This window comes from Mycolicibacterium vaccae NBRC 14118 = CIP 105934, from assembly GCF_001552715.1.
GTDB lineage: Bacteria > Actinomycetota > Actinomycetes > Mycobacteriales > Mycobacteriaceae > Mycobacterium > Mycobacterium vaccae.
On sequence record NZ_BCRS01000112.1, the window covers coordinates 1 to 21,107 of the forward strand.

Genomic DNA, 21,107 nt, shown 5'->3' on the forward strand with positions numbered 1-21,107 from the left:
CAAGTAACCCCACCGCGAGAGCTTCCCGAGTGCCAGGGCCACCTCCCCAACGGAGGTGGCCCTGTCGCATGCCCGAGCGCCGAGATTGCATTCCGGTAGGCCCGATCTCGCCCTTTTCCGACGTGGTTGCAGTCTCGGCGACCGGGCGATGATGACCGAACTACCGCTGGATGGCGCGGGTGACCAGGTCGGCGATCGTCCGGCAGTACCGGGGGTTGATGATCCGATCGCTGTAGAGCGCGAAAGTGTGCAGCGGTGACGTCAGCAACTGGAGGACCACCGTCGGCTGAATGTCGTCGCGCAGCTCGCCCCGCTCGGCCGCCCGGTCGAAGATGACCTCGATGGTCGAGGTGCGCATGCTCCAGAACTGTGCCCTGGTGCCGTAGTCGGCGGCCTGGGTCTTGGTGTCGACGACTGTCATGCGGGCGATACGCCGGCCGACCGGATCGTTGACGTAGGCGGCGATGGACAGCGCCAACTCGGTCAGGTCGCCGCGCAGGGAACCGGTGTCGGGCACCGAGATGATCGTCTGGCTGTAGTGGAGAAGAGCGTCGAGGATCAGTTGTTGTTCGTTGTCCCAATTGGTGTGCAGGTAGTCGGTGGTCAGTCCCGACCGGTGCGCAACGCCCTCCATGCTGAAGCGATCTACGCCCCACTGTTGGAGTTCAGCTAACGCGGCTTGAATAGCCGCGGCGCGCTGCGACGCGTTGGCGTCAGACACCTGGTTCCCCCTGTTTGTCCTGCATAACCAGGGTACGAAAACTAGCGGGAATTGCGCCGGTTTCCGGACAATTTCTTGCCCAGGAAGGAATGTAGGCGACCCTTGGGAAACATGTGCGGGTCTATGTCACATTTATGCGGACTTCAGCCGGATCCGCCAGCGCACGAAGCCGAGGTAGGCCAGGCTGATCACCACGAGCATGCCCATGTCGAACAACCACGCACCGGAGGTGTGCTCCCAGTGCCGGTCCTGCGGCGTCAGTGGTCCGGGCACCAGCCGGATCAGGTCGACCGTCGACGCCGATGCGGCGAATCCCCACCGGGCGGGGGTGAACCACGACATCTGGTCGAGCACAAGACGGTCGGTCACCGGGATCATGCCGCCGGAGAACACCAGCTGCGACATGATCGCGACGACCAGCAGCGGCATGATCTGCTCGGCGGACTTCGCCAGCGCCGACAGCGCCAGACCCACCATCGCCGCGGCCACACACGTCACCGCGATGTCGGTGAACAGTTCGATGCTGCGGTTGCCGAGTACCGCACCGCTGTCGACGGCTCCCGCGCCCCAGCCCTTGCCCAGGATCGCGATCGACGTGACGATCGCGGCCTGCACAATCGCGAATGCGGTGAACACCACCACTTTGGCCAGCAGGTAGGCCGAAGTCGACAGGCCGACGGCCTGCTCGCGGCGGAAGATCGCCCGTTCGCTGATCAGTGCGCGGATCGTCAGCGCGGTCCCCATGAAGATCGCGCCGACGTTGAGCATCACCAGGATCTGACCCGGTTCGTTGGGCGCCTCGCCGCCCTCCATCGCGGTCTTGGGTACGCCGAACCCGACGTCGCCCGGCACCGACAGCGACAGCACGCCCATGATGAACGGCAGCAGCATCAGGAACGCGAAGTAACCGCGGTCGGAGATCACCAACCTGATCTGTCGCCGCGCGATCGTCGACAACTGCCGCCGCAGACTCGTGCGGGTCGGGTTGCCGAGGTCCGACGGTGTCAGCGCGGGGGGTTGTGGCGGTGGCGGTCCGTGTTGAGCCAGGTAGCGCTGCGCGGCCGCATCGGGGTCACCGGCGACGGCGCTGAAGATGTCGGCCCAGTTCGTGGTGCCCATCGACGGGCCGATCTGGCTGGGCGGTCCGTAGAACGCGGTCTTGCCGCCGGGCGCCAGCAGCAGCACCTGGTCGCACACGTCGAGGTAGGTCAACGAGTGGGTGACGACCAGGACGACGCGGCCGGCGTCGGCGAGCTGGCGCAGCATCGTCATGACCTGGCGGTCCAGCGCGGGGTCCAGGCCCGAGGTCGGCTCGTCGAGGATCAGCAGGGACGGACCGGTCAGCAGCTCCAATGCCACCGAGGCGCGCTTGCGCTGCCCGCCGGAGAGCTTGTCGACGCGGGTGTCGAGGTGCTTGGTCATCTCGAGCTCTTCGAGCACCTCGTTGACGACCTGTTCGCGGTCGGCCTTGGTGGTGTCGGGCGGCAGCCGCAGCTCGGCGGCGTACATCAGGGCCTGCCGCACGGTCAGCTGACCGTGGACGACGTCGTCCTGCGGCACCATCCCGATCCGGGAGCGCAGCGAGGCGTATTCGGCGTGTACGTCGTGACCCTCGAACGACACCTGGCCGGTCGTGGGATGGGTGTAGCCGGCGACGAGCCGCGCGAAGGTCGACTTACCGGCGCCGGACGGGCCGATCACCGCGGTCAGCGTGCCCGGCCGCGCCGACATCGAGATGTTGTCGAGCAGCGTCTTGTTGTTCTCGATCGTCCAGGTGACGCCGTGGACCTCGAGTCCGCCGGTCGCGGTCGCCGCGGCGGTCTCGGTACGACGGACCAGCGTGCCGTCGCGGAACACCAGGTCGACGTTGCCGATGGTGACGGTGTCGCCCTCGGTGAGCACCGCGCTCTCGACCCGCGAGCCGTTGACGAAGGTGCCGTTGATGCTGCGGTTGTCGCGGATTTCCGCGGTCCCGGACGGACCAGCCGCGGGGATCAGGGTGGCGTGGTGCCGCGAGGCAAGCACGTCGGGGATGACGATGTCGTTGTCGCTGGCCCGGCCGATCTTGATGGATCCCGCAGGTGCTTCCGCAGGCTTACCCGGCCGCAGAATCTTCAGCATGCTGGTGGCGATGTTGCCGTCGCCGCCGGAACGTGGTGCCGCGGCGGGCCCCATCACGGTCACCGATTCCATCGCCGGCGCCGAGATGGGCTGTTGGTGCCGCGGTGGCAGTGGCGGCACTGGTGGCGGCGGTGGGGGTGGCGTCCGGTAGGCCTGCGGGCCTGTCGGACGGGGCGCGCCGATCGGTTGGGTGCCGGGGCCGGTCGGGTAGGGGCGCTGCACCGGCGGACGCCCGGTCTGCGGCGGAGGCTGCGACGGCCACGTGGTGCTCGGTCGGCCGGTGACCGGGACGGCGACCGTCGGGGGAGGGGAACCGGCCGATCCCTGATGGCGGCCGACCTCGAAGACCAGCAGCGGGCCGTCGGGATTGCCGATGTGGATCTGGGTGCCGTCGGTGATCTCGGCGGCGGGCACCCGCCTGCCGTTGACGTACATGCCGTTGAGGCTGCCGTTGTCGATCGCCACCCACCGGCCCTGGTCGAATCGGAGCACCAGGTGGGCGCGGGAGATCAGGGGGTGGGCGATCCGGATGTCGGCCCGCAGATCCCGTCCGACGACGACGTCGTTGCCGGCCGCGAAGGAGCGAGTGGATCCGTCGTACCGCACGGTCAGCGCAGGGCTTACAGGTCGGCTCATCGCGGGCAACTCTATCGGTTACCGGTGAGGGCGGTAGCTGCGACCTGGTGGTGTCGATGATCTGTTGCAGCGCTGTTATCTGCTCGTTCTTTACCGTGCTTACGTCAAACCCCGCCGCAGGGTGATCATCGCGACACGCCCGTGTTGTCCGCGATCTGTTCGGTGCGGCACGCGTGTGCGCACGACGTCGTCGAAATCGGCTGCGGGCGAGGCGGAACAGCGCTTCTGCCCCGGGCGGCCGTACGGCCCGGCGGACGCGATGGGCAATGCCTTTGAGGGCGGTGACGGTTCCTGTCGGTATTTCAGAGAGGAATCGCTATTTTAGGGTGGAGCAATGCCGCGGCCCGCCATATACACCGTCGATATCCTGCTCGACGCGGCCGCAGAGCTGCTGAGCGCGCAGGGGCCCGCCGCGGTGACGATGTCGGCGGTGGCGCGTACCACCGGCGCGCCGAGCGGGTCGGTGTACCACCGATTCCCGACGCGCGCCGCGCTGTGTGGCGAGCTGTGGGTGCGCACCGAGGAGCGTTTCCAAGACGAGTTGATCGAGGCGCTGTCGGTCGACGGCGATGCCCAGCATCGCTGCGTGACCGGCGCGCTGCGGATCCTGCAGTGGTGCCGCGACAACCCGGTCGAAGCCCAGGTCATGCTGGCCGGTCCCGCCGCGCTCGACATGGGCGAGTGGCCCGAATCGATCGCGGGCCGACGGAAACGCTTGCAGCGCAAGCTGCGTAAGGCGCTGGCCGACGTACCGGACGACGCGGCGCGGGTCAACGCCGCGATCATGGACGTGCCGGCCGCGATCGTGCGGCGCCATCTGCGCGCGCGTCAGGGCATCCCGGCGGTCGCCGACGCGATCGTCGAGGACTGCGCCCGCGCGCTCATCGCCCCGAGCTGACCGGCGAGGGAGAGCCGGTGCGCACGCAGTAGGTGTGGCTGTAGATCGTCGGCATGCACAGGTTGCAGTGGTCGCAGATCGACTTCACCGCGCTGTCGGCCTGGATCCGGTTGAGCAGATCGGGTTCGGCCAGCAGTGCCCGTCCCATCGCGACGAAGTCGAAGCCCTCGGCCATCGCGCGGTCCATCGTCTCGCGGTTGGTGATGCCGCCGAGCAGGATGATCGGCAGCGTGAGCTCGTCGCGGAACTTCTTGGCGTCGCGCATCAGGTAGCCCTCTTCGTACGGGTACTCCCGCATGAACTTCTTGCCGCTCATCCGCATACCCCACGACAGCGGGGGCTTGAAGTTCCGGGCGAATTCCTTGATCGGCGCGCCGCCGCGGAACAGGAACATCGGGTTGAGCAGTGAGCTGCCCGCGGTGAGCTGGAGTGCGTCGAGGCCGCCGTCCTCTTCGAGCCACTTCGCGGTCTGCAACGACTCCTCGATCGGGATGCCGCCGCGGACGCCGTCGGTCATGTTCAGCTTCGCCGTGACGGCGATCTGGTCGCCGACCGCGTCCTTGACCGCCAGCACCGCCCCGCGGGCCACCTTGGCGCGGTTGGCCAGTGAGCCGCCGAACTCGTCGGTGCGCCGGTTGATCAGCGGCGACAGGAACGAACTGGCCAGGTAGTTGTGGCCGAGGTGGATCTCGACGGCGTCGAAACCCGAGTCGATGGCCAGGCGGGCGGCGTTGGCGTGCGCCTCGGTCACCTCGCGGATGTCCTCGCGGGTGGCTTTCTTCGCGAACCGCATCGACAGCGGGTTGAAGAACCGCACCGGAGCCAGCGCCGTGGCCTTGTTGGTGCGCGCGTTCGCGACAGGTCCGGCGTGGCCGATCTGCGCGCTGATCGCGGCGCCCTCGGCGTGCACCGCGTCGGTGAGGCGGCGCAGTCCGGGTACCGCCTCGGGGCGCATCCACAGCTGCCAGCCGTCGGTGCGGCCGCCGGGCGCGACGGCGCAGTAGGCGACGGTGGTCATGCCGACGCCACCGGCGGCAGGCAGTCGGTGGTAGGTGATCAGGTCTTCGGTGACCAGGGCGTCCGGGGTCGCGGCCTCGAACGTCGCGGCCTTGATGATGCGGTTGCGCAGTGTGAGCGGTCCGAGCTTGGCCGGACTGAACACATCGTGGGCGACTGTCATGTCTGGAGCATGCCACGCCGTCAGTGGGAAGCAACACTGCCTGTCAGAATGAACCGGTGGGTGCAATTACTTTGGACGGCAAGGCCACGCGCGACGAGATTTTCGTCGACCTCAAAGAGCGCGTCGCCGCGCTGACCGAGGCCGGCCGGACACCCGGTCTGGGCACTGTGCTGGTGGGCGACGACCCCGGCTCCCAGGCCTACGTGCGCGGCAAGCACGCCGACTGCGCCAAGGTGGGTATCAACTCGATCCGGCGCGACCTGCCGGCCGACATCAGTCAGCAGGCGCTGCTCGACACCCTCGACGAACTCAACGCCAACCCGGACTGCACCGGCTACATCGTCCAGCTCCCGCTGCCCAAGCATCTCAACGAGAACGCGGCATTGGAACGTGTCGACCCGGCCAAGGACGCCGACGGCCTGCACCCGATGAACCTGGGCCGGCTGGTGCTCAACGAGCCTGCGCCCCTGCCGTGCACCCCGCGCGGCATCGTGCATTTGTTGCGGCGCTACCAGGTCGAGATCGCGGGCGCGCACGTCGTGGTGATCGGCCGCGGCGTCACCGTCGGCCGTCCGCTGGGGCTGCTGCTCACCCGCCGCTCGGAGAACGCGACGGTCACGCTGTGTCACACCGCGACCCGTCACCTGCCCCAGATCACCCGTGAGGCGGACATCATCGTCGCCGCGGCCGGGGTGCCGCACATGGTGACCGCCGAGATGGTGCGGCCCGGCGCGGCGGTCGTCGACGTCGGGGTCAGCCGCGACGATGCGGGCAAGCTGGTCGGCGACGTACACCCGGATGTGTGGGAGGTCGCCGGCCACGTGTCACCGAATCCCGGCGGGGTGGGCCCGTTGACGCGGGCGTTCCTGCTGACCAACGTCGTCGAACGGGCCGAAGCCGACACGTGACCGTCAAGGAACTCGCGCGCAAGGTGGTCACCGGGCAGTGGCCCATCCTGGTGGTGGGACTGCTGCTGGCCGCAGCGTTCGTTCTGGTGGCAGCGGGTTTCTGGCGACGGGGCGCGTTGGTGATGGCGGTCGGGGTCGCCACCGCGGCGGGGCTGCGGCTCGGGTTGCCCGACGATCGCTGTGGGCTGCTCGCGGTGCGCAACCGCACGGTCGACGTGCTGACCACCGGGTCGGTCAGCGCGGCGATGTTCTATATCGCGTGGACGATCGACCCGCTCGGCACCAGCTGAGCAGTCAGCTCGGACGACGCAGGATGAACTGCCAGGACCACGGCAGGCGGCGCATCGGCCGCTCCAGCGCACGGGCGACCCAGCGCACCTTCTGCGGGATCACCTCGGGCGGATAGTTGAAGTTCTGGACGTGGGTGACGTCGAATCCCGCACGGGCGGCCGACAGCCGGATGTGCTTCATGGTGACGACGTAGAAGTCGTGCTCCCAGTGCACGGGCGAGAGTTTCCAGTAGCGGTGCTGCACCGAGGTCGGCAGGTAGCCCATCAGCGGCAGCCGACTGTGCGATTCGATGAGGAAGTAGGGATTGGGGATCTGGCCGACGACGACGCCGCCGGGCTTGAGGACCCGGAAGATCTCCTGCAGGCTCGGATCGCGCTCGGCCGGCGGGATGTGTTCGAAGACGTTGGCGAACAGGGCGACGTCGAAGCGCTCGTCCGAGAAGTCCAGCTTGCTGGCCCGCGCGGGGTACAGCACGCAGCCGTGAGGGGTGGTGAGCTCGCCGGGCAGCGTCGGATCGATGCCCGTCCAGTTCGGCACGCGCGTCAGCTGTCCCATCTGGTCGGTCAATGCGCCTCGCTGGCAGCCGATTTCGATGCCCTCGGTGGCGCCGATGGGGCTGAACTCGTCGACCAGGCCGGCCAGGCTCTGGCTGAGCACCGCGCCGCGGGTGACCCACTCCTCCTCGGTCTGCAGCACCTGGGACCTGACGTAGCGGCGCAGACGCCCCAGGTTGTCCGGCACCCGGGACTCGTCCTCGCCGGCCATCAGCTCCACGGGGCGTCCGGCCCGCTCCCTGCTCTTCAACATCTGTGCTCCCGCCCTCGATACGACAATCTTTGACAGTCTTGGTGTTTCACGCCGGCAAGCTGCTCGGCAGCGCCGACACCGAGCGACCCCAGTCGGCGTCCACCCGGTTCAGCAGGGCTTCGTACTGCTCGGCGCTGCGTCGCCACGAATGCGGGTCGGAATGAGTTCTGCCCACCAAGGGCAACGCATTTCGGATGCCGTCGGCGAGGGCTTCCGGATCCCCGGGTGGCACCAGCACGGCTCCGGTGTACCCCTCGGTGGCCTCGATCAGCCCGCCGACCGACGTGGTCACCACGGGTAGTCCACAGCTCATCGCGATGTGCAACGGGCCCGACGCCGAGGACCGGCGGTAGGGGAGCACGACGAGGTCCGCGGTGGCGAAGAATCCGGGAACCTCATGGTCGGCGACGTAGCGGTCCACGATGGTGAGCCGGTCGGCGGGCAGGACCGACCTGAGTTGCTCCAGCGGTTGCCGGTAGCCCTGCCACACCTCGCCGACCACACTGAGGTGGATGTCCACTCCGGACTCGACGAGCAGTCGGACCGCGTCGGCCAGGTCGGCGTGACCCTTGTACGGGCGCACCACGCCGAAGACGAGCGCGCGGACCGGTTGCTCCGCAACGGGGTCGGCCCGAGGGCTGAACTGCTGGTGTTCGACGTGCTGCGCGTAGGGCCCGTGCAGGATCACCTCGACCGGCAGGTGAGCCAGCCGCGGGTAGGCCGTGGCGAGTTCCCGGCGGTCGAAGTCCGAGTGGACGACGATCGCGTCGGCGCGCTCCAGCAGCAGGTTCATCCCGGCGCGGGTGTAGCGGCCGACCAGCGGCAGTCCGGCTTCACCGATGTCCTGTGTCTCGTGGAACTCGATCACCAGGCGCGCCCCGGTGCGTTTGGCCAGCCACGCGATCACCAGATAGCTGTGCAGCACGGTCGCGGTCCACCACTGCAGGATCACCACGGTGGGTCGGGTCCGGCGCCAGAACCGCCAGGCGCCGACCGCCGAGGGTCCCCAGAACCAGTCCAGGCCGTTGAACACGGAAACCTTTGGCAGCGGCAGCATTCCGTCGGTGCTGCCCACCCGCGCGCGACCGGGGTACAGCACTCGGGGGCACAGTCTGCGCAGCAGCAGCGCGGCCACCGGTCCGCGTTCGGCCAGGGCATCGGTCAGCTGCGCCGTGTAATAGCTGACGCCGGACAGGAATCGGTCCCCCGGGCCGACGATCAGAGCTACGGGCCTGCGCCCCCCGGCGCGCCCGTAGCTCACGCAGTTGTCCCGATGCGATCGCCGGCGTGCACGCGCCTGCGGACCGATTGGAGGACGTGGCCGCTGAGGCCCGAGTGGTGCCCGCGCAGCACGGTCCGCAGGACCCTGATGCCGTCGCGGACCGAATGCAGATTGGACTTGCCTGCCCGTCGCGGCAGTTCGAGGCTCGGCACCTCGGCGACCCGCAGCCCCGCGCGCATGGCGTGGACGACCATCTCGGCCTCGATCTCGAAGCCGGTCGCCGACAGCGCGAGGACGTCCAGGTACCGACGGTGGAAGGCACAGAAGCCGTAGCACAGGTCGGTGAGCTCGGCGCGGTACAGCGCGTTGAACACCCCGAGCAGGAACCGGTTGCCCATTCGCCGGAACCGGGTGATGTCCAGCGAGCCGCCGCCCGGGATGAAGCGGGAGCCCTTGACGAAGTCGTAGCCGTTGGCCAGGAAATGGACGTAGTGCGTGATCTCGTCGGGGGTCATGCTGCCGTCGGCGTCCATCATCACGATGATGTCGCCGGACGCGGCCAGGAAGCCCGTCCTCAGTGCGCTGCCCTTGCCGACCCCGTCCTGAGCCACGACCTTGACGTCCGGCCGGCAGCGCTGGGCGGTGACCAGCGTGGCATCGGTCGACTTCCCGTCGACGAGGATCACCTCGTCGACGTCGTCGGCGATGCGCTCGAGCACCCAGCCGATGTTGCGGGCCTCGTTCTTGACCGGGATCACCAGACTCACCGACGGCGCCGTGCCCGCACCGAGAATTGCTTTGCTGTGGGGGCTGCCCCGGCGGGCGGCGCGCTCGGTGGCAACAGCGCGAACCCCCAGCGATGCTGCTGCACTTTCCTGCTGGTAACCGTTCGCAATATGTTGCTCGGTCATTTAGTCCCCCCGTAGACCTGATGCAATTTCAGTGAATGAAAGTCAATTAGCTGGTTTCGCACCAACGGGTGCACGTCAGCATGACGAGGCCCACGCTAGCACCGGCTATGAGGGCATGCAATACAGTTCAGGGGCTATTCGCGGTGCGACGCGGATCTGCTTCGGCATCTGGCTAGCGGATCCGTAAATATTCGCTGTGTGCCCGACAGCGATGTTGTTTGACTAGTCAAACAATAACGCCGAAAGAAATGTCCGTGATCGCGCCGTGACCTGCAATTCCGCAAATTCGACAATAAATCCACGCCGTCGAATTCGCCGCTACCTGTCCGCAGCGTTGCGTCCCAGGTCGGCCTCGATTGCCGCGCGCGCCGGAAAATCACTCGCGTGGCCGTTGCCCGGTCAGGCACGCTGACCGTGTGAGTGCCACCGATCTCGTCTTCGTCCGGATCCGCCGCCACTAACGGCGGACTGCGGACCACCTGCTACGCCTCCGCCGCGCTGATCGTCCAGTCAACCGATCCCGCGGAGCATCGTCATGCCCACTTACGGCAACGGCCGTCACGAGCACGGCCAGAACTTCCTCATCCACCCCGAGATCAGGGACGGCATCGTCGACCTGGTGGCTGCCACCGACGGCCCGATCGTCGAGATCGGTCCCGGCCGGGGAGCTCTCACATTCAAACTCCAGGATCTCGGCCGGTCACTGACCGTCGTCGAGATTGACACCCGCCATGCCCGCAGCTTGCGGGCCCGCACCGTACCGTCGACGACGGTCGTCGAAAGTGATTTTCTGCGTTGGCCACTGCCGAATCACCCCCATGTGATCGTGGGCAATCTGCCCTTCCACCAGACCACGGCGATGCTGCGCCGAATCCTGCACGCGCCGCACTGGACCCACGCGGTGCTGCTGGTGCAGTGGGAAGTCGCGCGGCGTCGTGCCGCCGTCGGCGGCGCCACGATGATGACCGCGCAGTGGTGGCCGTGGATGGAGTTCACCCTCGAAGGCCGCGTGCCGGCTGCGGCGTTCCGCCCACGCCCGACGGTCGACGGCGGGCTGCTGGTGGTCTCGCGGCGCCGCGAAGCGTGGTTGCCGGCGGCGGACCGTCGGCGGTACCAGCGTTTCGTGCACACCGTGTTCACCGGTAAGCGGCGATACCTGGATGCCCTGCTGCCGCGCGGCGTGCTGCCCCGGGACCTTTCGGCCGCGCAGTGGGTCGCGCTGTACCGGCAGTCGGTCGGGCTCAGCCCAGCATCGCGCGGACGCAGACCGTGACGTAGGGCAGGGCCAGTCCGGTGCTGTTGGCCAGCGCGGGGTGGGTGGCCAACAGCTCGCGCACCCGGTCCAGTGTGCGGGCCCGCACCTTCTCCGGTGAGGTGATGCAATAACTGCGCGAGGCCACCAGGTCGATCAGCGCCTGAGGCGTCAGATAGCTCGTCCATTCGACCTGGTGCCGCTGCACGTCGGTGAACGGGGCGGGAAGGTCGACGCTCTGGCTGAACGGGTCGACCTCGTGACCGATGATCGCGCCGAGGTCCTTCACCCAGCCCAGCCGTTCGTCACGGTTGTTCCAGACCAGGCCGAGACGGCCGCCGGGCCGCAACACCCGGGCCACCTCTTTGACGGCGCGCTCGGGATCGAACCAGTGCCAGGCCTGCGCCACCAGCACCGCGTCAACGCTGTCGTCGGGCAGCGGGATGTCCTCGGCGGTGCCGAGCAGGGCCGGGGTGTCGGGCAGCGACGAGCTGAGCAGTTCCAGCATCTCCGGAAGCGGGTCGACGGCGACCACGTCGAGGTTCCGCTCGACCAGCCGGGTGGTCAGCTTGCCGGTACCGGCCCCAAGGTCCAGCACGTCGCGCGCGCCCTCGGGCAGCAGCCAGTTGATCGCCTCCGGCGGGTACGACGGACGTCCCCGCTCGTAGGCGGCCGCCTCCGCCCCGAACGACAGGGAGCGGCGATCCGCGGACCCACTCACCGTGACGCCAGCTCCAGCGTGCGCCGGATCAGCTTGCCGACCGCGTCGGTCTCCACCAGGAAGCCGTCGTGGCCGTACTCCGACTCCACCACCTCGAGCCCGTCGCAGCCGGGCAGCAGCTCGGCCAGCTCGGCCTGCAGCCGCAGCGGGTAGAGCCGATCGGTGGTGATCCCGCCGACGACGGCGGGCACCGGGCAACTCTGCAGCGCGGCCGCCACCCCACCGCGGCCCCGGCCGACGTCATGGCTGGACAACGCATCGGTCAGCGCGACGTAGGTGCCGGCATCGAAGCGTGCCAACAACTTTCGTCCCTGATACTCCAGGTAGCTCTGCACCGCGTAGCGGCCGCCGGTGGCCGGATCCTCGTCGTGCTGCGCGTCGTTACCGAAGCGTTCGTCGAGCTCGGTCTCGCCGCGGTAGGTGAGGTGGGCGAAGCGGCGGGCGATCTCCAGGCCGGCCGACGGGAAGCGCCCGGTGCCGTGATAGTCGCCGCCACACCAGTCGGGGTCGGCCTTGATCGCGGCGACCTGGGTGCTCTGGGTGCCGATCTGGTCGGCGGTCGCGCGTGCGCCGACCGCCAGCACCAGTGCGGCGCGGACACTGTGCGGATAGGTCACCATCCACTCCAGGGCCCGTGCGCCGCCCATGGATCCGCCGATGACGGCAGCGACCTCGGTGATCCCGAACCGTTCCAGGGCGGCCACGTCGGCGGCCACCTGATCACGCACCGAGATCGTCGGAAACCTTGAGCCCCAAGGCTTTCCGTCCGGACCGGGTGAACTGGGGCCGGTCGATCCGCGGCAGCCGCCCAGCACGTTCGTCGAGATGGCGCACCAGCGGTCGGTGTCGATCGGGGCGCCGGGACCGGCCACACCGTCCCACCAGCCCGGGGTCGGGTGATCGGGGCCCGCAGGCCCGGTGATGTGCGAATCGCCGGTCAGCGCGTGCAGGACGACGACGACGTTGTCACGGTTGGGGGAGAGCTCACCCCAGCGCTGCACCGCGATGGAGACGTGGTCGAGGACCTCGCCGTTGTCCAGGGTCAACGGGCCGATGTCGACGACGCCGATCTGGCCTTCCGGCGGCAACGCCACGCGATCGGTCAGGATGTCCACAATCGTCATCAGAACGACGCCAAGGTGTTCGGGTCCGTCTCGGCGGCGACACTGAACGGCTTGGCCGCGGCGAATCCCTGCTCCAGGTCGGCGATGATGTCGTCGATGCCCTCGATGCCGACGGCCAACCGCACCAGCCCCGGGGTGACACCGCTGGCGAGTTGTTCCTCGGCCGAGAGCTGCTGGTGCGTCGTAGACGCCGGATGGATCACCAGCGAGCGCACGTCACCGATGTTGGCGACGTGGCTGTGCAGCGTCAGCGCGTTGACGAACGCTTTGCCCGCCTCCGCCCCGCCGGCCAGCTCGAACGCGAGCACCGCTCCGGATCCCTTGGGCGCCAGCTTCTTTCCCAGGTCGTGCCATGGGGACGACGCCAGTCCGGCGTAGTTCACCGACACCACGTCCGGGTGCGCCTCCAGGAATTCGGCCACCCGCTGGGCGTTGGCGACATGGCGTTCCATGCGCAGACTCAGCGTCTCGAGGCCCTGGGCGACCAGGAACGCGTTGAACGGTGCGGCGGCCGGACCGAGGTCGCGCAACAGCTGCACGCGTGCCTTGAGCGCATACGCGGGCGGGCCGAGTTCGGCGAACACCACACCGTGGTAGGAGGGGTCCGGGCTGGTGAAGCCGGGGAACCGGCCGTTGGTCCAGTCGAACGTGCCGCCGTCGACGATCACGCCTGCGATCGCCGTGCCGTGGCCGCCGAGGTATTTGGTCGCCGAATGCACCACGATGTCGGCGCCGTGGCTCAGCGGCTGGATCAGGTACGGCGTGGCGATGGTGTTGTCGACGATCAGCGGCACACCGACCTCGTGCGCGACCCCTGCCACCCCGGGGATGTCGAGGATGTCGATCTGCGGGTTGGAGATCGTCTCGCCGAAGAACGCCTTGGTGTTCGGCCGGGCGGCAGCCCGCCAGGACTCGAGGTCGTCGGGGTTCTCCACGAACGAGACCTCGATGCCGAGCTTGGGCAGCGTGTAGTGGAACAGGTTGTAGGTGCCGCCGTAGAGCCGCGGGCTGGACACGATGTGGTCGCCGCTGTTGGCGATGTTGAGGATCGCGAGCGTCTCGGCCGCCTGCCCGGAGGACAGGAACAGTGCCGCCACACCACCTTCCAGCGCTGCGACGCGCTGCTCGACCACGTCCTGGGTCGGGTTCATGATGCGGGTGTAGATGTTGCCGGGCTCGGCCAGACCGAAGAGTGCGGCCGCGTGGTCGGTGCTGTCGAAGGTGTAGCTGGTGGTCTGGTAGATCGGCAGGGCCCGCGCGTGGGTGACGGCGTCGGGCGTCTGGCCCGCGTGCACCTGCTTGGTTTCGAACGACCAGTTCGCGCTGTTATTGGACACGTCGTGCTCCTCTGTGGAACAGGGGGCCCGAATTCACAGCGGACCCGCGCTTGCCTTATAGCCGTGTTCGGCTACTCAACCTGGTCGTCTCCCGGGGCACCCCACCGCGGTTGGAGGGTTGCCGGCCAGCGAGCCGGGGCTTGACGCTGACACTCATGACCGAGACGAACTGTATCTCAACTGCAACAGGGGGTGCCACCGGACCCGCGCCGGGAGGTTCAGCCGAGCGCGGTGCGCGGTGTGCGGTGTTCGTCGACGAACGTCGCGATCAGCTCGGTGATCACGTCGGGGGTCTCCAGCATCGGGATGTGGCCGACGCCGTCGAGCCGCACCACCTTGGCGTCGTCGGGCAGGTGGGTCAGGAAGTACCGGTTGCCGCGGGGGGTGGGGAACACGCGGTCTTTCTCGCACAGCACCAGCTGGGTCGGGGCGCCCAGCGAGGCGAGCTCCAGCAGACCGGGCAGCCGCAGGGTCTTGACCAGAAGCTGCAGGTAGGCGCTGCAGTGGGTGGCGTCCTGCACCAGCAGCCGCAGGTCTTCCTCGGCCGGGCCGTCGGCGGGCCCGCTGACCGGAAGCGTGGCCAGCCGGCGTGCGCCGGGCAGTTTCAGGATCCGCGGCCCGAGCAGCCGGGCGGCGATCAGCGCCGGCCCGCCGAGGATGAATTTCAGCACCGTCTCGTACTTCGACACCGAGTGGTGCGGCCAGCCGCCGGCGGGGGCGATGGCGGTGAGCGTGCGTGCGCGGCCGCGTCGCTCCAGCTCGAAGCCGACCCAGCCGCCGAGCGAGTTGCCGACGATGTGCGCTGTCTCCCAGCCCAGCCGGTCCATCCGGCGTTCGATGTCCTCGACCAGGGCGTGGGTGTCGAGCAGCCAGGTCGGCGACGGGTTGCCGCCGTGATGGCCGACCATCGTCGGCGCGTACACCTCGAAGCGGCCGGTGTCGGCGAGCTGTCCGGCCACCGTGCGCCAGACGTTCTGCGAGCACAGGAACGGGTGCAACAGCAGGACGGGTTCTCCTGATCCGGCGTGGATCGGCTCTCGGGGTGCCATGTGCCCGACGATAAGGCGGTACCGGCGGTACCGCAAGAATGGCGCCTCCGTGCTCGGCTAGGGTCTGCCGTCGTGACGCGTCCCATCACGGTGAGCACCATCAACGTCAACGGCATCCGCGCAGCGGTCAAACAGCGCTCCACCGAGAACCTCGGCCTGCTCGTGTGGTTCAAGGAGACGACCTCGGATGTGGTGTGCCTGCAGGAGACCCGTGCTGACGACGACCAGCTCGCCGACGCGCTGGCTCCGGTGCTGGCCGACGGTTGGCACCTGGCGTCGGCGGCCCCGCACGTGAAGGGCCGCAACGGGGTGGCCGTGCTGTCCCGTTTGCCTCTGGATGCTGTTCGAATCGGTTGCGGGGTAGAGGAATTCGCAGCACATGGGCGCTACATCGAAGTCGACACCGCCGGGCTGACGGTGGGCAGCGTGTACGTCCCGACCGGCGAGGCCGAAACGGATCGCCAGCTGGAGAAGGAACGGTTCATGGCCGCGGTGGGCGAGCGGATGGCGGTGTTGCTGGCGCGGTCGCTCGGAGACGGGAATGACGCCGTGCTGTGCGGGGACTGGAACATCGCCCACACCGAGAACGACATCAAGAACTGGAAGGGCAACCTGAAGAAGTCCGGTTTCCTGCCGCAGGAACGCCAGTGGCTGACCGGGTTGCTCGAGTCCGGCTGGGTGGACGTGGTGCGGCGCGCGCACCCCGAGACCGCCGGCCCGTACGCGTGGTGGTCGTGGCGGGGCAAGGCGTTCGACAACGACGCCGGTTGGCGCATCGACTACCACCTGGCCACGCCGGGGCTGGCCGCGCGCGTGGCGTCGGTCACCACCGAACGCCCCGCCGCCTACGCCCTGCGCTGGTCCGACCACTGCCCGGTGACCGTCGCCTACGCGTGAATCGGGCGCGCCCGATCCGCTCAGCAGGGGGCGGGTTCGAGCGTGCCGGCGATCGCCGTGCGCACCACGTCGTGCACCCGCGGATCCCAGGTCAGGCCGGTGTCCCACGGCAGCCCGGCCTCGTGGGACACGAAGATGCTGTGGGTGTCGTCGAAGGTGAAGCACCGCCGGTCCGGCAGCACCCGCTCGCTGATGTCGACGGCGAGTGCGCTGGAGGCGGCGACGATGCCGTCGTTGGGCCAGACCGACGGGTTGGCCGGAGCGGACGGCGCGGCGAACCGGTCGCCGGCGATCAGCGTCACCGGGATTCCGTCCAGCACGCCGGCCTGGTGCTCGTTCCAGCCGGCGGACCCCATCAGATAGGCCTGGTTGACCTCGCGTCCCGACCCGGCGACCAGGCGGTCGATCTCGGCCTTCAATGCGTCCATCGCGGTTTCGCAGAACGGGTCGCCGAGGCAGTCCGACTTGGGGGTGCGGCCGTTGGCGTAGTCGGACAGGTAGGTGCCCTGCCAGGGGGTGCCGATCGTGGTGAAGGTCCGGATTCTCAGCGGCGAGTCCAGGCTCTGCAGCACGCGGAACGCCGCCCGTGAGTACAGCCCGCCCATCGAGTGGCCGACGACGTCGACCTCGGTGACGCCGTAGTTGTCGTGCAGGTGGGTCAGGAACCGGGCCAGGTGCTCGCCGGCGGCGTCGATGCTGCCGGTGGAGTCGACGGTCATGTTCTCGGGCAGGATGATCGGGCAGTCGCCGAACGCACCGAACCCGTCCTGGTCGACGACCGGTCCCCGGCCCGCCATCGCCGGCGAGGTGAACACCCGGTGACCGTGGTCGAGCAGGTCCTGGCGCAGGGCCGTGTCGGTGTTGCCGGCCGCCAGCCCGGCCGCGCACGCGTGCTCGGGGGTGGTGAACGGGCTGGTCGCGTTGCCGCCGGACACCACGACCACTGCGCGGCCGTCGTTGCGGGGCGTGCCGCCGGCGCTCGCAGTTCCGAACAGCGCCGCCAGCAACACGGCCGCAAGGGTGACCGACAACGCGCGCACTGACACTCCTGACGCCGACGTAAATTCTCGTGGCATGGTATCCGGGCGGCACGAAGAAGCCCGGTAAGCCAGTGCGAAGATGGGTTCATCATGAGTACCGCCAGCAACCCAGCCAGGCCCGTCGTCTTCTCGGGCGCGCAACCCACGTCTGACTCCCTGCATCTGGGCAACGCGCTGGGCGCGGTCAGTCAATGGGTGGCCCTGCAAGACGACAACGACGCGTACTTCTGCGTGGTCGACCTGCACGCGATCACCGTCGCGCAGGACCCCGAGACGTTGCGCAGGCGCACCCTTGCCACCGCGGCCCAGTACCTCGCGCTCGGTGTGGACCCCGGCCGCGCGACGGTGTTCGTGCAGAGCCACGTCCCGACCCATTCCGAATTGGCTTGGGTGCTCGGATGTTTCACCGGCTTCGGGCAGGCGTCGCGGATGACGCAGTTCAAGGACAAGTCGCAGAAGCAGGGCGCCGATTCCACCACGGTCGGCCTGTTCACCTACCCGGTGCTGATGGCCGCCGACGTGCTGCTCTACGACACCCAGCTGGTGCCCGTCGGTGAGGATCAGCGCCAGCATCTGGAGCTGGCGCGCGATCTGGCCCAGCGGATCAACGCCCGGTTCCCCGACACCTTCGTGGTGCCCGAGGCGATGATCCCCAAGGCCACCGCCAAGATCTACGACCTGCAGGATCCGACGGCGAAGATGAGCAAGTCGGCCGACAGTGACGCCGGCCTGATCAGCCTGCTCGACGATCCGGCCAAGACCGCCAAGAAGATCCGCTCGGCGGTCACCGACAGCGAGCGGGAGATCCGGTTCGACCGGGAGGCCAAGCCGGGGGTGTCCAATCTGCTGACCATCCAGTCGGCGGTGACCGGTGCCGATATCGACAAGCTGGTCGAGGGCTACGCGGGCCGCGGCTACGGCGACCTGAAGAAGGAGACCGCCGAGGCGGTCGTGGAGTTCGTCACCCCGATCAAGAATCGGGTCGACGAGCTGCTCGCCGACCCTGCCGAGCTGGAGAGCATCCTGGCCGGCGGCGCCCAGCGTGCCCGCGAGGTGTCTGGACACACGCTGCGGCGGGTATATGACCGGCTAGGGTTCCTGGCGGCTCGCTAACTCGATCAATCGGAGGGGGTCGGATCGGATGGTATCTCCGCCCGCACCGGCTGATTCCGAAGACAAGCCCGGCCTGGTGGACCGTTGGCGGGCCCGGATGCCGTGGTTCGACCACGTGATGCGGGCCCAGGGCCGATACAAAGATTCCAAGGGCGACTTCTACGCCGCCGGCATCACCTACTTCACCATCTTCGCGCTGTTCCCCTTGCTGATGCTGGGCTTCTCCATCGCCGGTTTCGTGCTGGCCAACCAACCCGAACTGCTCGGGACGGTCGAACAGCGGATCCGCACCTCGGTCAGCGGCGACCTCGGCACGCAGTTGATCGACTTGATGGACTCGGCGATCCAGTCGCGCGGCACCGTCGGCATCATCGGGTTGGCGACGGCGGCATGGGCCGGGCTGGGGTGGATGGCCAACCTGCGCGAGGCGCTCAGCCAGATGTGGGGTTTCTACCGCGACGAGCTGCCCGGCTTCCTCAAGACCAAGCTGTCGGACCTGCTGGCGCTGTTGACCACGTTCGCCGCGATCCTCGTCACGCTGGCGCTGACCGCGCTGGGCAACACCTCGGTGATGGCCGACGTGCTGGACCGGCTCGGCATCCAGGACGCGCCGGGACTGAACCTGATGCTGCGGATCGCCTCGATCGCGGTGGCGCTGCTGGTGTCGTGGATGCTGTTCACCTACATGATCTTTCGGCTGCCCCGGGAATCGGTGAGCTTCCGCAGCAGCGTGCGCGCGGGGTTGATCGCGGCGGTGGCGTTCGAGATCTTCAAGTTCTTCGCCGCGGTGTACCTGAAGTCGGTGGTTACCGGTCCCGCCGGCGCGACGTTCGGTCCGGTGCTGGGCCTGATGGTGTTCGCCTACATCGTGTCCCGGCTGATCCTGTTCGCCACCGCGTGGGCGGCGACGATGCCCGAGAACATGACCGAGGAACCGGTCCCGGCGCCGGGGCCGGCGGTGATCAACAACCGGATCATCGACCGGCCGGGGTTGCCGCTGTGGCAGGCCGGGGCCGCCGCCGCGGCGGGTGCGCTCGGCGCGTTGAGCCTCACGCAGCGGCGCAGGCGTTAGCGGGCGGGCCTGCGGTTGAGGGCGCGCGCGCCCATGATCAGCATGAACACGATGACCGCGCCGATCACCCCGACCCCGATCCGCACCGGCATCGCGTCGACGTCGGGCAGCGCGGCGTTGGCGGTGGTGGTGGCGCCGGCGGCGGCTGCGTCGGGCAGGGTCACCCCCAGCGACGGGTCGGGTTCGATGAGGCTGCCGACCTTGGTGCCGGGCGCGGTGGCGAAGCCGTAGTCGAGCAGCCGGGCGGCCTGCTCCCAGGGGGCGATCGGCTGCCGGGTGCCGCGCAGCAGCACCGCGACCAGCCGGCGGCCGTCGCGGGTGGCGGCGCCGACGAACGTCTGCCCCGCGTCGTCGGTGTATCCCGTCTTCCCGCCGAGGGCGCCCGGGTAGTTGGCGAGCAGCTTGTTGTCGTTCTCGATCGGGTAGCCCGCGCCGTCACGGCCGGGGAAGTTCGACGACCGGGTCGCCACGATGTCGGTGAACACCGGGTTGTTCCAGGCGTACCGGTAGAACAGGCCGATGTCGTAGGCCGAGGTGCTCATGCCGGGCCCGTCCAGGCCGGACGGCGTCGCGACCCTGGTGTCCCGGGCGCCGAGCTTGCCGGCTAGCGCGTTCAGTTTGTTCAGCGTGGCGTCCATGCCGCCCATCTGCATGGCGAGCGCGTGCGCGGCGTCGTTGCCCGAGTACATGAGCAGCCCGTGCAGCAGGTCGTTGATCGAGTAGAACCCGCCCGGCCCGACGCCGACCTTGGTGCCTTCCTGGGCCGCGTCCTCCTCGGTGCCGGGGACGACCTTGTGCAGCGGCAGGTCGTTGATCGCCTGCATCGCGGTCAGCACTTTGATGACGCTGGCGGGCCGGTGCCGGCCGTGCGGGTCGCGGGCCGCGATGACGTCGCCGGTGTCCAGGTCGGCGACCAGCCATGCCTCGGCGGACACGTCCCCGGGAACCGGGAGGGTGCCGGGTGCGGTGACGACGCCACAGCCCGACAGTGCGTCCCCGCCCATCGGCTTGGCCGGCACCGGGAGAGGTCCGGGCGTCGGGTCCCCGGGCTTGGGCACCTCGGACGCATCCACCGCGGGCGGTGTCGTCTCCCGGTACGGACACACGTTCGCCTCGGGTGGCGGCTGCGCCGCCGCGATCGGGGCCAGTGTCAGCATCGCTGCGCTGACCAGCGCCGACGCGCGCGTCAGGACTGTCCGTAAGGTCGCCATCGTCTGCGCAGATTAGGCGATTCCGGGGGAGGGATCGGGGAGCCACGCGGTGACAGGTGAGGTTGTTGTTTCAGGAGTGACTCGGTCGGGTACCGCCCGGGTCCGCCGAAACTAGGCTGTGGGGAACCTCCGAGCCCCGCGAAGGGTGTGCATGTTCATTCTTGTTCTCGGTTCGATCCTGGCGCTGATGCACCTCTACGTGTGGAAAAGGATGGTCAAGGACACCACCGGGCCGGGCCGGCTCCGGTGGCTGCTCACGGGGCTGGTGGTGGCGTTGCTGCTGCTGTTGATGGCCGCGCTGGTGGTCCCGCGGGTGTTCGGCGTCGCGGAGTCCGGCTGGCTGGCCTGGCCCGGGTATCTGTGGTTCGGCCTGCTGGTCTACCTGTTCCTGGCGCTGCTGGTGCTGGAGCCGGTGCGGTGGCTCCTGCGCCGTAGGCAGATCCGCACCCGCCCCGGGCCTGAGACCCGGCCCGACCCCGCGCCTGAGTCGGCCCCGGCGGAGACCCCGGCGGTGGACCGGCGGATGTTCCTGGCCCGGGCGTCGGCGGTGGCCGCAGGCGCGGCGGCCGTCGGCCTGGTCGGTACCGGCGCCGCGA

Annotated in this window: 19 protein-coding genes, 1 pseudogene and 1 riboswitch; of the genes and pseudogenes, 8 read left to right on the forward strand and 12 right to left on the reverse strand. The window is 68.8% G+C overall.

Annotated elements, in window-relative coordinates:
• Nucleotides 1-160 precede the first annotated feature (160 nt).
• Together MVA01S_RS19945 and MVA01S_RS19950 are read right to left on the reverse strand one after the other, a co-directional pair.
• Nucleotides 161-634, reverse strand: a complete 474-nt coding sequence (locus MVA01S_RS19945; RefSeq protein ID WP_003929295.1) for a TetR-like C-terminal domain-containing protein — start codon at nt 632-634, stop codon at nt 161-163.
• Nucleotides 635-853: 219 nt separating this feature from the next.
• Entirely contained in the window at nt 854-3,478 is a 2,625-nt protein-coding gene (locus MVA01S_RS19950; RefSeq protein WP_003929296.1) for an FHA domain-containing protein, read from the reverse strand.
• Between the two features lie 334 nt (nt 3,479-3,812).
• Here MVA01S_RS19950 and MVA01S_RS19955 point away from each other — a divergent pair, with 334 nt between their 5' ends.
• The gene (locus MVA01S_RS19955; RefSeq protein WP_003929297.1) at nt 3,813-4,376 is read left to right on the forward strand and encodes a TetR/AcrR family transcriptional regulator; all 564 of its coding nucleotides are present in this window, start codon (nt 3,813-3,815) and stop codon (nt 4,374-4,376) included.
• Here MVA01S_RS19955 and MVA01S_RS19960 read toward each other — a convergent pair.
• Nucleotides 4,360-5,556, reverse strand: a complete 1,197-nt coding sequence (locus MVA01S_RS19960; RefSeq protein ID WP_003929298.1) for an NADH:flavin oxidoreductase — start codon at nt 5,554-5,556, stop codon at nt 4,360-4,362. The genes MVA01S_RS19955 and MVA01S_RS19960 overlap by 17 nt on opposite strands.
• Before the next feature lie 56 nt (nt 5,557-5,612).
• On the opposite strand from MVA01S_RS19960, the gene MVA01S_RS19965 reads away from it, so the two are divergent.
• A complete protein-coding gene (locus tag MVA01S_RS19965) occupies nt 5,613-6,464 on the forward strand; it encodes a bifunctional methylenetetrahydrofolate dehydrogenase/methenyltetrahydrofolate cyclohydrolase (RefSeq protein ID WP_003929299.1) in 852 nt (283 codons plus the stop codon).
• Nucleotides 6,461-6,754: a DUF3017 domain-containing protein gene (locus MVA01S_RS19970; protein ID WP_003929300.1), complete on the forward strand. Its 294-nt coding sequence runs from the start codon at nt 6,461-6,463 to the stop codon at nt 6,752-6,754. The genes MVA01S_RS19965 and MVA01S_RS19970 overlap by 4 nt, the downstream gene beginning before the upstream one ends.
• A 4-nt stretch (nt 6,755-6,758) precedes the next feature.
• On the opposite strand, the gene MVA01S_RS19975 is transcribed toward MVA01S_RS19970, so the two are convergent.
• From MVA01S_RS19975 to MVA01S_RS19985, 3 genes are read right to left on the reverse strand one after another with little or no spacing between them, the layout of a single operon-like run.
• Nucleotides 6,759-7,562 (reverse strand): class I SAM-dependent methyltransferase, encoded by an 804-nt coding sequence (locus MVA01S_RS19975; protein ID WP_003929301.1) that lies wholly within the window; start codon nt 7,560-7,562, stop codon nt 6,759-6,761.
• A gap of 46 nt (nt 7,563-7,608) precedes the next feature.
• Complete coding sequence (locus MVA01S_RS19980; protein WP_003929302.1) at nt 7,609-8,823, reverse strand: glycosyltransferase family 4 protein; 1,215 nt, start codon at nt 8,821-8,823, stop codon at nt 7,609-7,611.
• Nucleotides 8,820-9,695, reverse strand: coding sequence for a glycosyltransferase family 2 protein (locus MVA01S_RS19985; protein ID WP_081528991.1), 876 nt, complete (start codon nt 9,693-9,695; stop codon nt 8,820-8,822). Before MVA01S_RS19985 ends, MVA01S_RS19980 begins: the two co-directional genes overlap by 4 nt.
• Nucleotides 9,696-10,230: 535 nt before the next feature.
• On the opposite strand from MVA01S_RS19985, the gene erm reads away from it, so the two are divergent.
• Nucleotides 10,231-10,968 carry a 23S ribosomal RNA methyltransferase Erm gene (gene erm / locus MVA01S_RS19990; protein WP_003929304.1) on the forward strand — a complete coding sequence of 246 codons (738 nt, stop codon included), beginning with the start codon at nt 10,231-10,233 and terminating at the stop codon, nt 10,966-10,968.
• Here the strand turns inward: erm and MVA01S_RS19995 are convergent.
• From MVA01S_RS19995 to MVA01S_RS20010, 4 genes are all read right to left on the reverse strand, one after another.
• Nucleotides 10,937-11,668, reverse strand: a complete 732-nt coding sequence (locus tag MVA01S_RS19995) for a class I SAM-dependent methyltransferase (protein WP_003929305.1) — start codon at nt 11,666-11,668, stop codon at nt 10,937-10,939. The two genes, erm and MVA01S_RS19995, sit on opposite strands and share 32 nt — an antisense overlap.
• Entirely contained in the window at nt 11,665-12,792 is a 1,128-nt protein-coding gene (metX, locus tag MVA01S_RS20000; RefSeq protein ID WP_003929306.1) for a homoserine O-acetyltransferase MetX, read from the reverse strand. Before metX ends, MVA01S_RS19995 begins: the two co-directional genes overlap by 4 nt.
• Nucleotides 12,792-14,129, reverse strand: coding sequence for a bifunctional o-acetylhomoserine/o-acetylserine sulfhydrylase (locus MVA01S_RS20005; RefSeq protein WP_003929307.1), 1,338 nt, complete (start codon nt 14,127-14,129; stop codon nt 12,792-12,794). Before MVA01S_RS20005 ends, metX begins: the two co-directional genes overlap by 1 nt.
• 41 nt (nt 14,130-14,170) lie before the next feature.
• Nucleotides 14,171-14,290: riboswitch (SAM riboswitch) on the reverse strand.
• A 57-nt stretch (nt 14,291-14,347) separates the two neighbouring features.
• A complete protein-coding gene (locus tag MVA01S_RS20010; RefSeq protein ID WP_003929308.1) occupies nt 14,348-15,178 on the reverse strand; it encodes an epoxide hydrolase EphH in 831 nt (276 codons plus the stop codon).
• A gap of 84 nt (nt 15,179-15,262) precedes the next feature.
• Here MVA01S_RS20010 and MVA01S_RS20015 point away from each other — a divergent pair, with 84 nt between their 5' ends.
• Nucleotides 15,263-16,075 (forward strand): exodeoxyribonuclease III, encoded by an 813-nt coding sequence (locus MVA01S_RS20015; RefSeq protein ID WP_174538971.1) that lies wholly within the window; start codon nt 15,263-15,265, stop codon nt 16,073-16,075.
• A gap of 20 nt (nt 16,076-16,095) precedes the next feature.
• Here MVA01S_RS20015 and MVA01S_RS20020 read toward each other — a convergent pair whose 3' ends face one another.
• The gene (locus tag MVA01S_RS20020; RefSeq protein ID WP_003929310.1) at nt 16,096-17,115 is read right to left on the reverse strand and encodes an alpha/beta hydrolase; all 1,020 of its coding nucleotides are present in this window, start codon (nt 17,113-17,115) and stop codon (nt 16,096-16,098) included.
• A gap of 90 nt (nt 17,116-17,205) precedes the next feature.
• Between MVA01S_RS20020 and trpS the strand changes: the two genes are divergently transcribed.
• Nucleotides 17,206-18,228: a tryptophan--tRNA ligase gene (gene trpS / locus MVA01S_RS20025; RefSeq protein ID WP_003929311.1), complete on the forward strand. Its 1,023-nt coding sequence runs from the start codon at nt 17,206-17,208 to the stop codon at nt 18,226-18,228.
• A gap of 28 nt (nt 18,229-18,256) precedes the next feature.
• Nucleotides 18,257-19,300: an inner membrane protein YhjD gene (gene yhjD, locus MVA01S_RS20030; RefSeq protein WP_040540502.1), complete on the forward strand. Its 1,044-nt coding sequence runs from the start codon at nt 18,257-18,259 to the stop codon at nt 19,298-19,300.
• Here yhjD and MVA01S_RS20035 read toward each other — a convergent pair.
• The gene (locus MVA01S_RS20035) at nt 19,297-20,511 is read right to left on the reverse strand and encodes a D-alanyl-D-alanine carboxypeptidase family protein (protein ID WP_003929313.1); all 1,215 of its coding nucleotides are present in this window, start codon (nt 20,509-20,511) and stop codon (nt 19,297-19,299) included. The two genes, yhjD and MVA01S_RS20035, sit on opposite strands and share 4 nt — an antisense overlap.
• Before the next feature lie 151 nt (nt 20,512-20,662).
• On the opposite strand from MVA01S_RS20035, the pseudogene MVA01S_RS20040 reads away from it, so the two are divergent.
• A pseudogene (locus tag MVA01S_RS20040) lies at nt 20,663-21,107 on the forward strand (metallophosphoesterase); the annotation flags it as partial.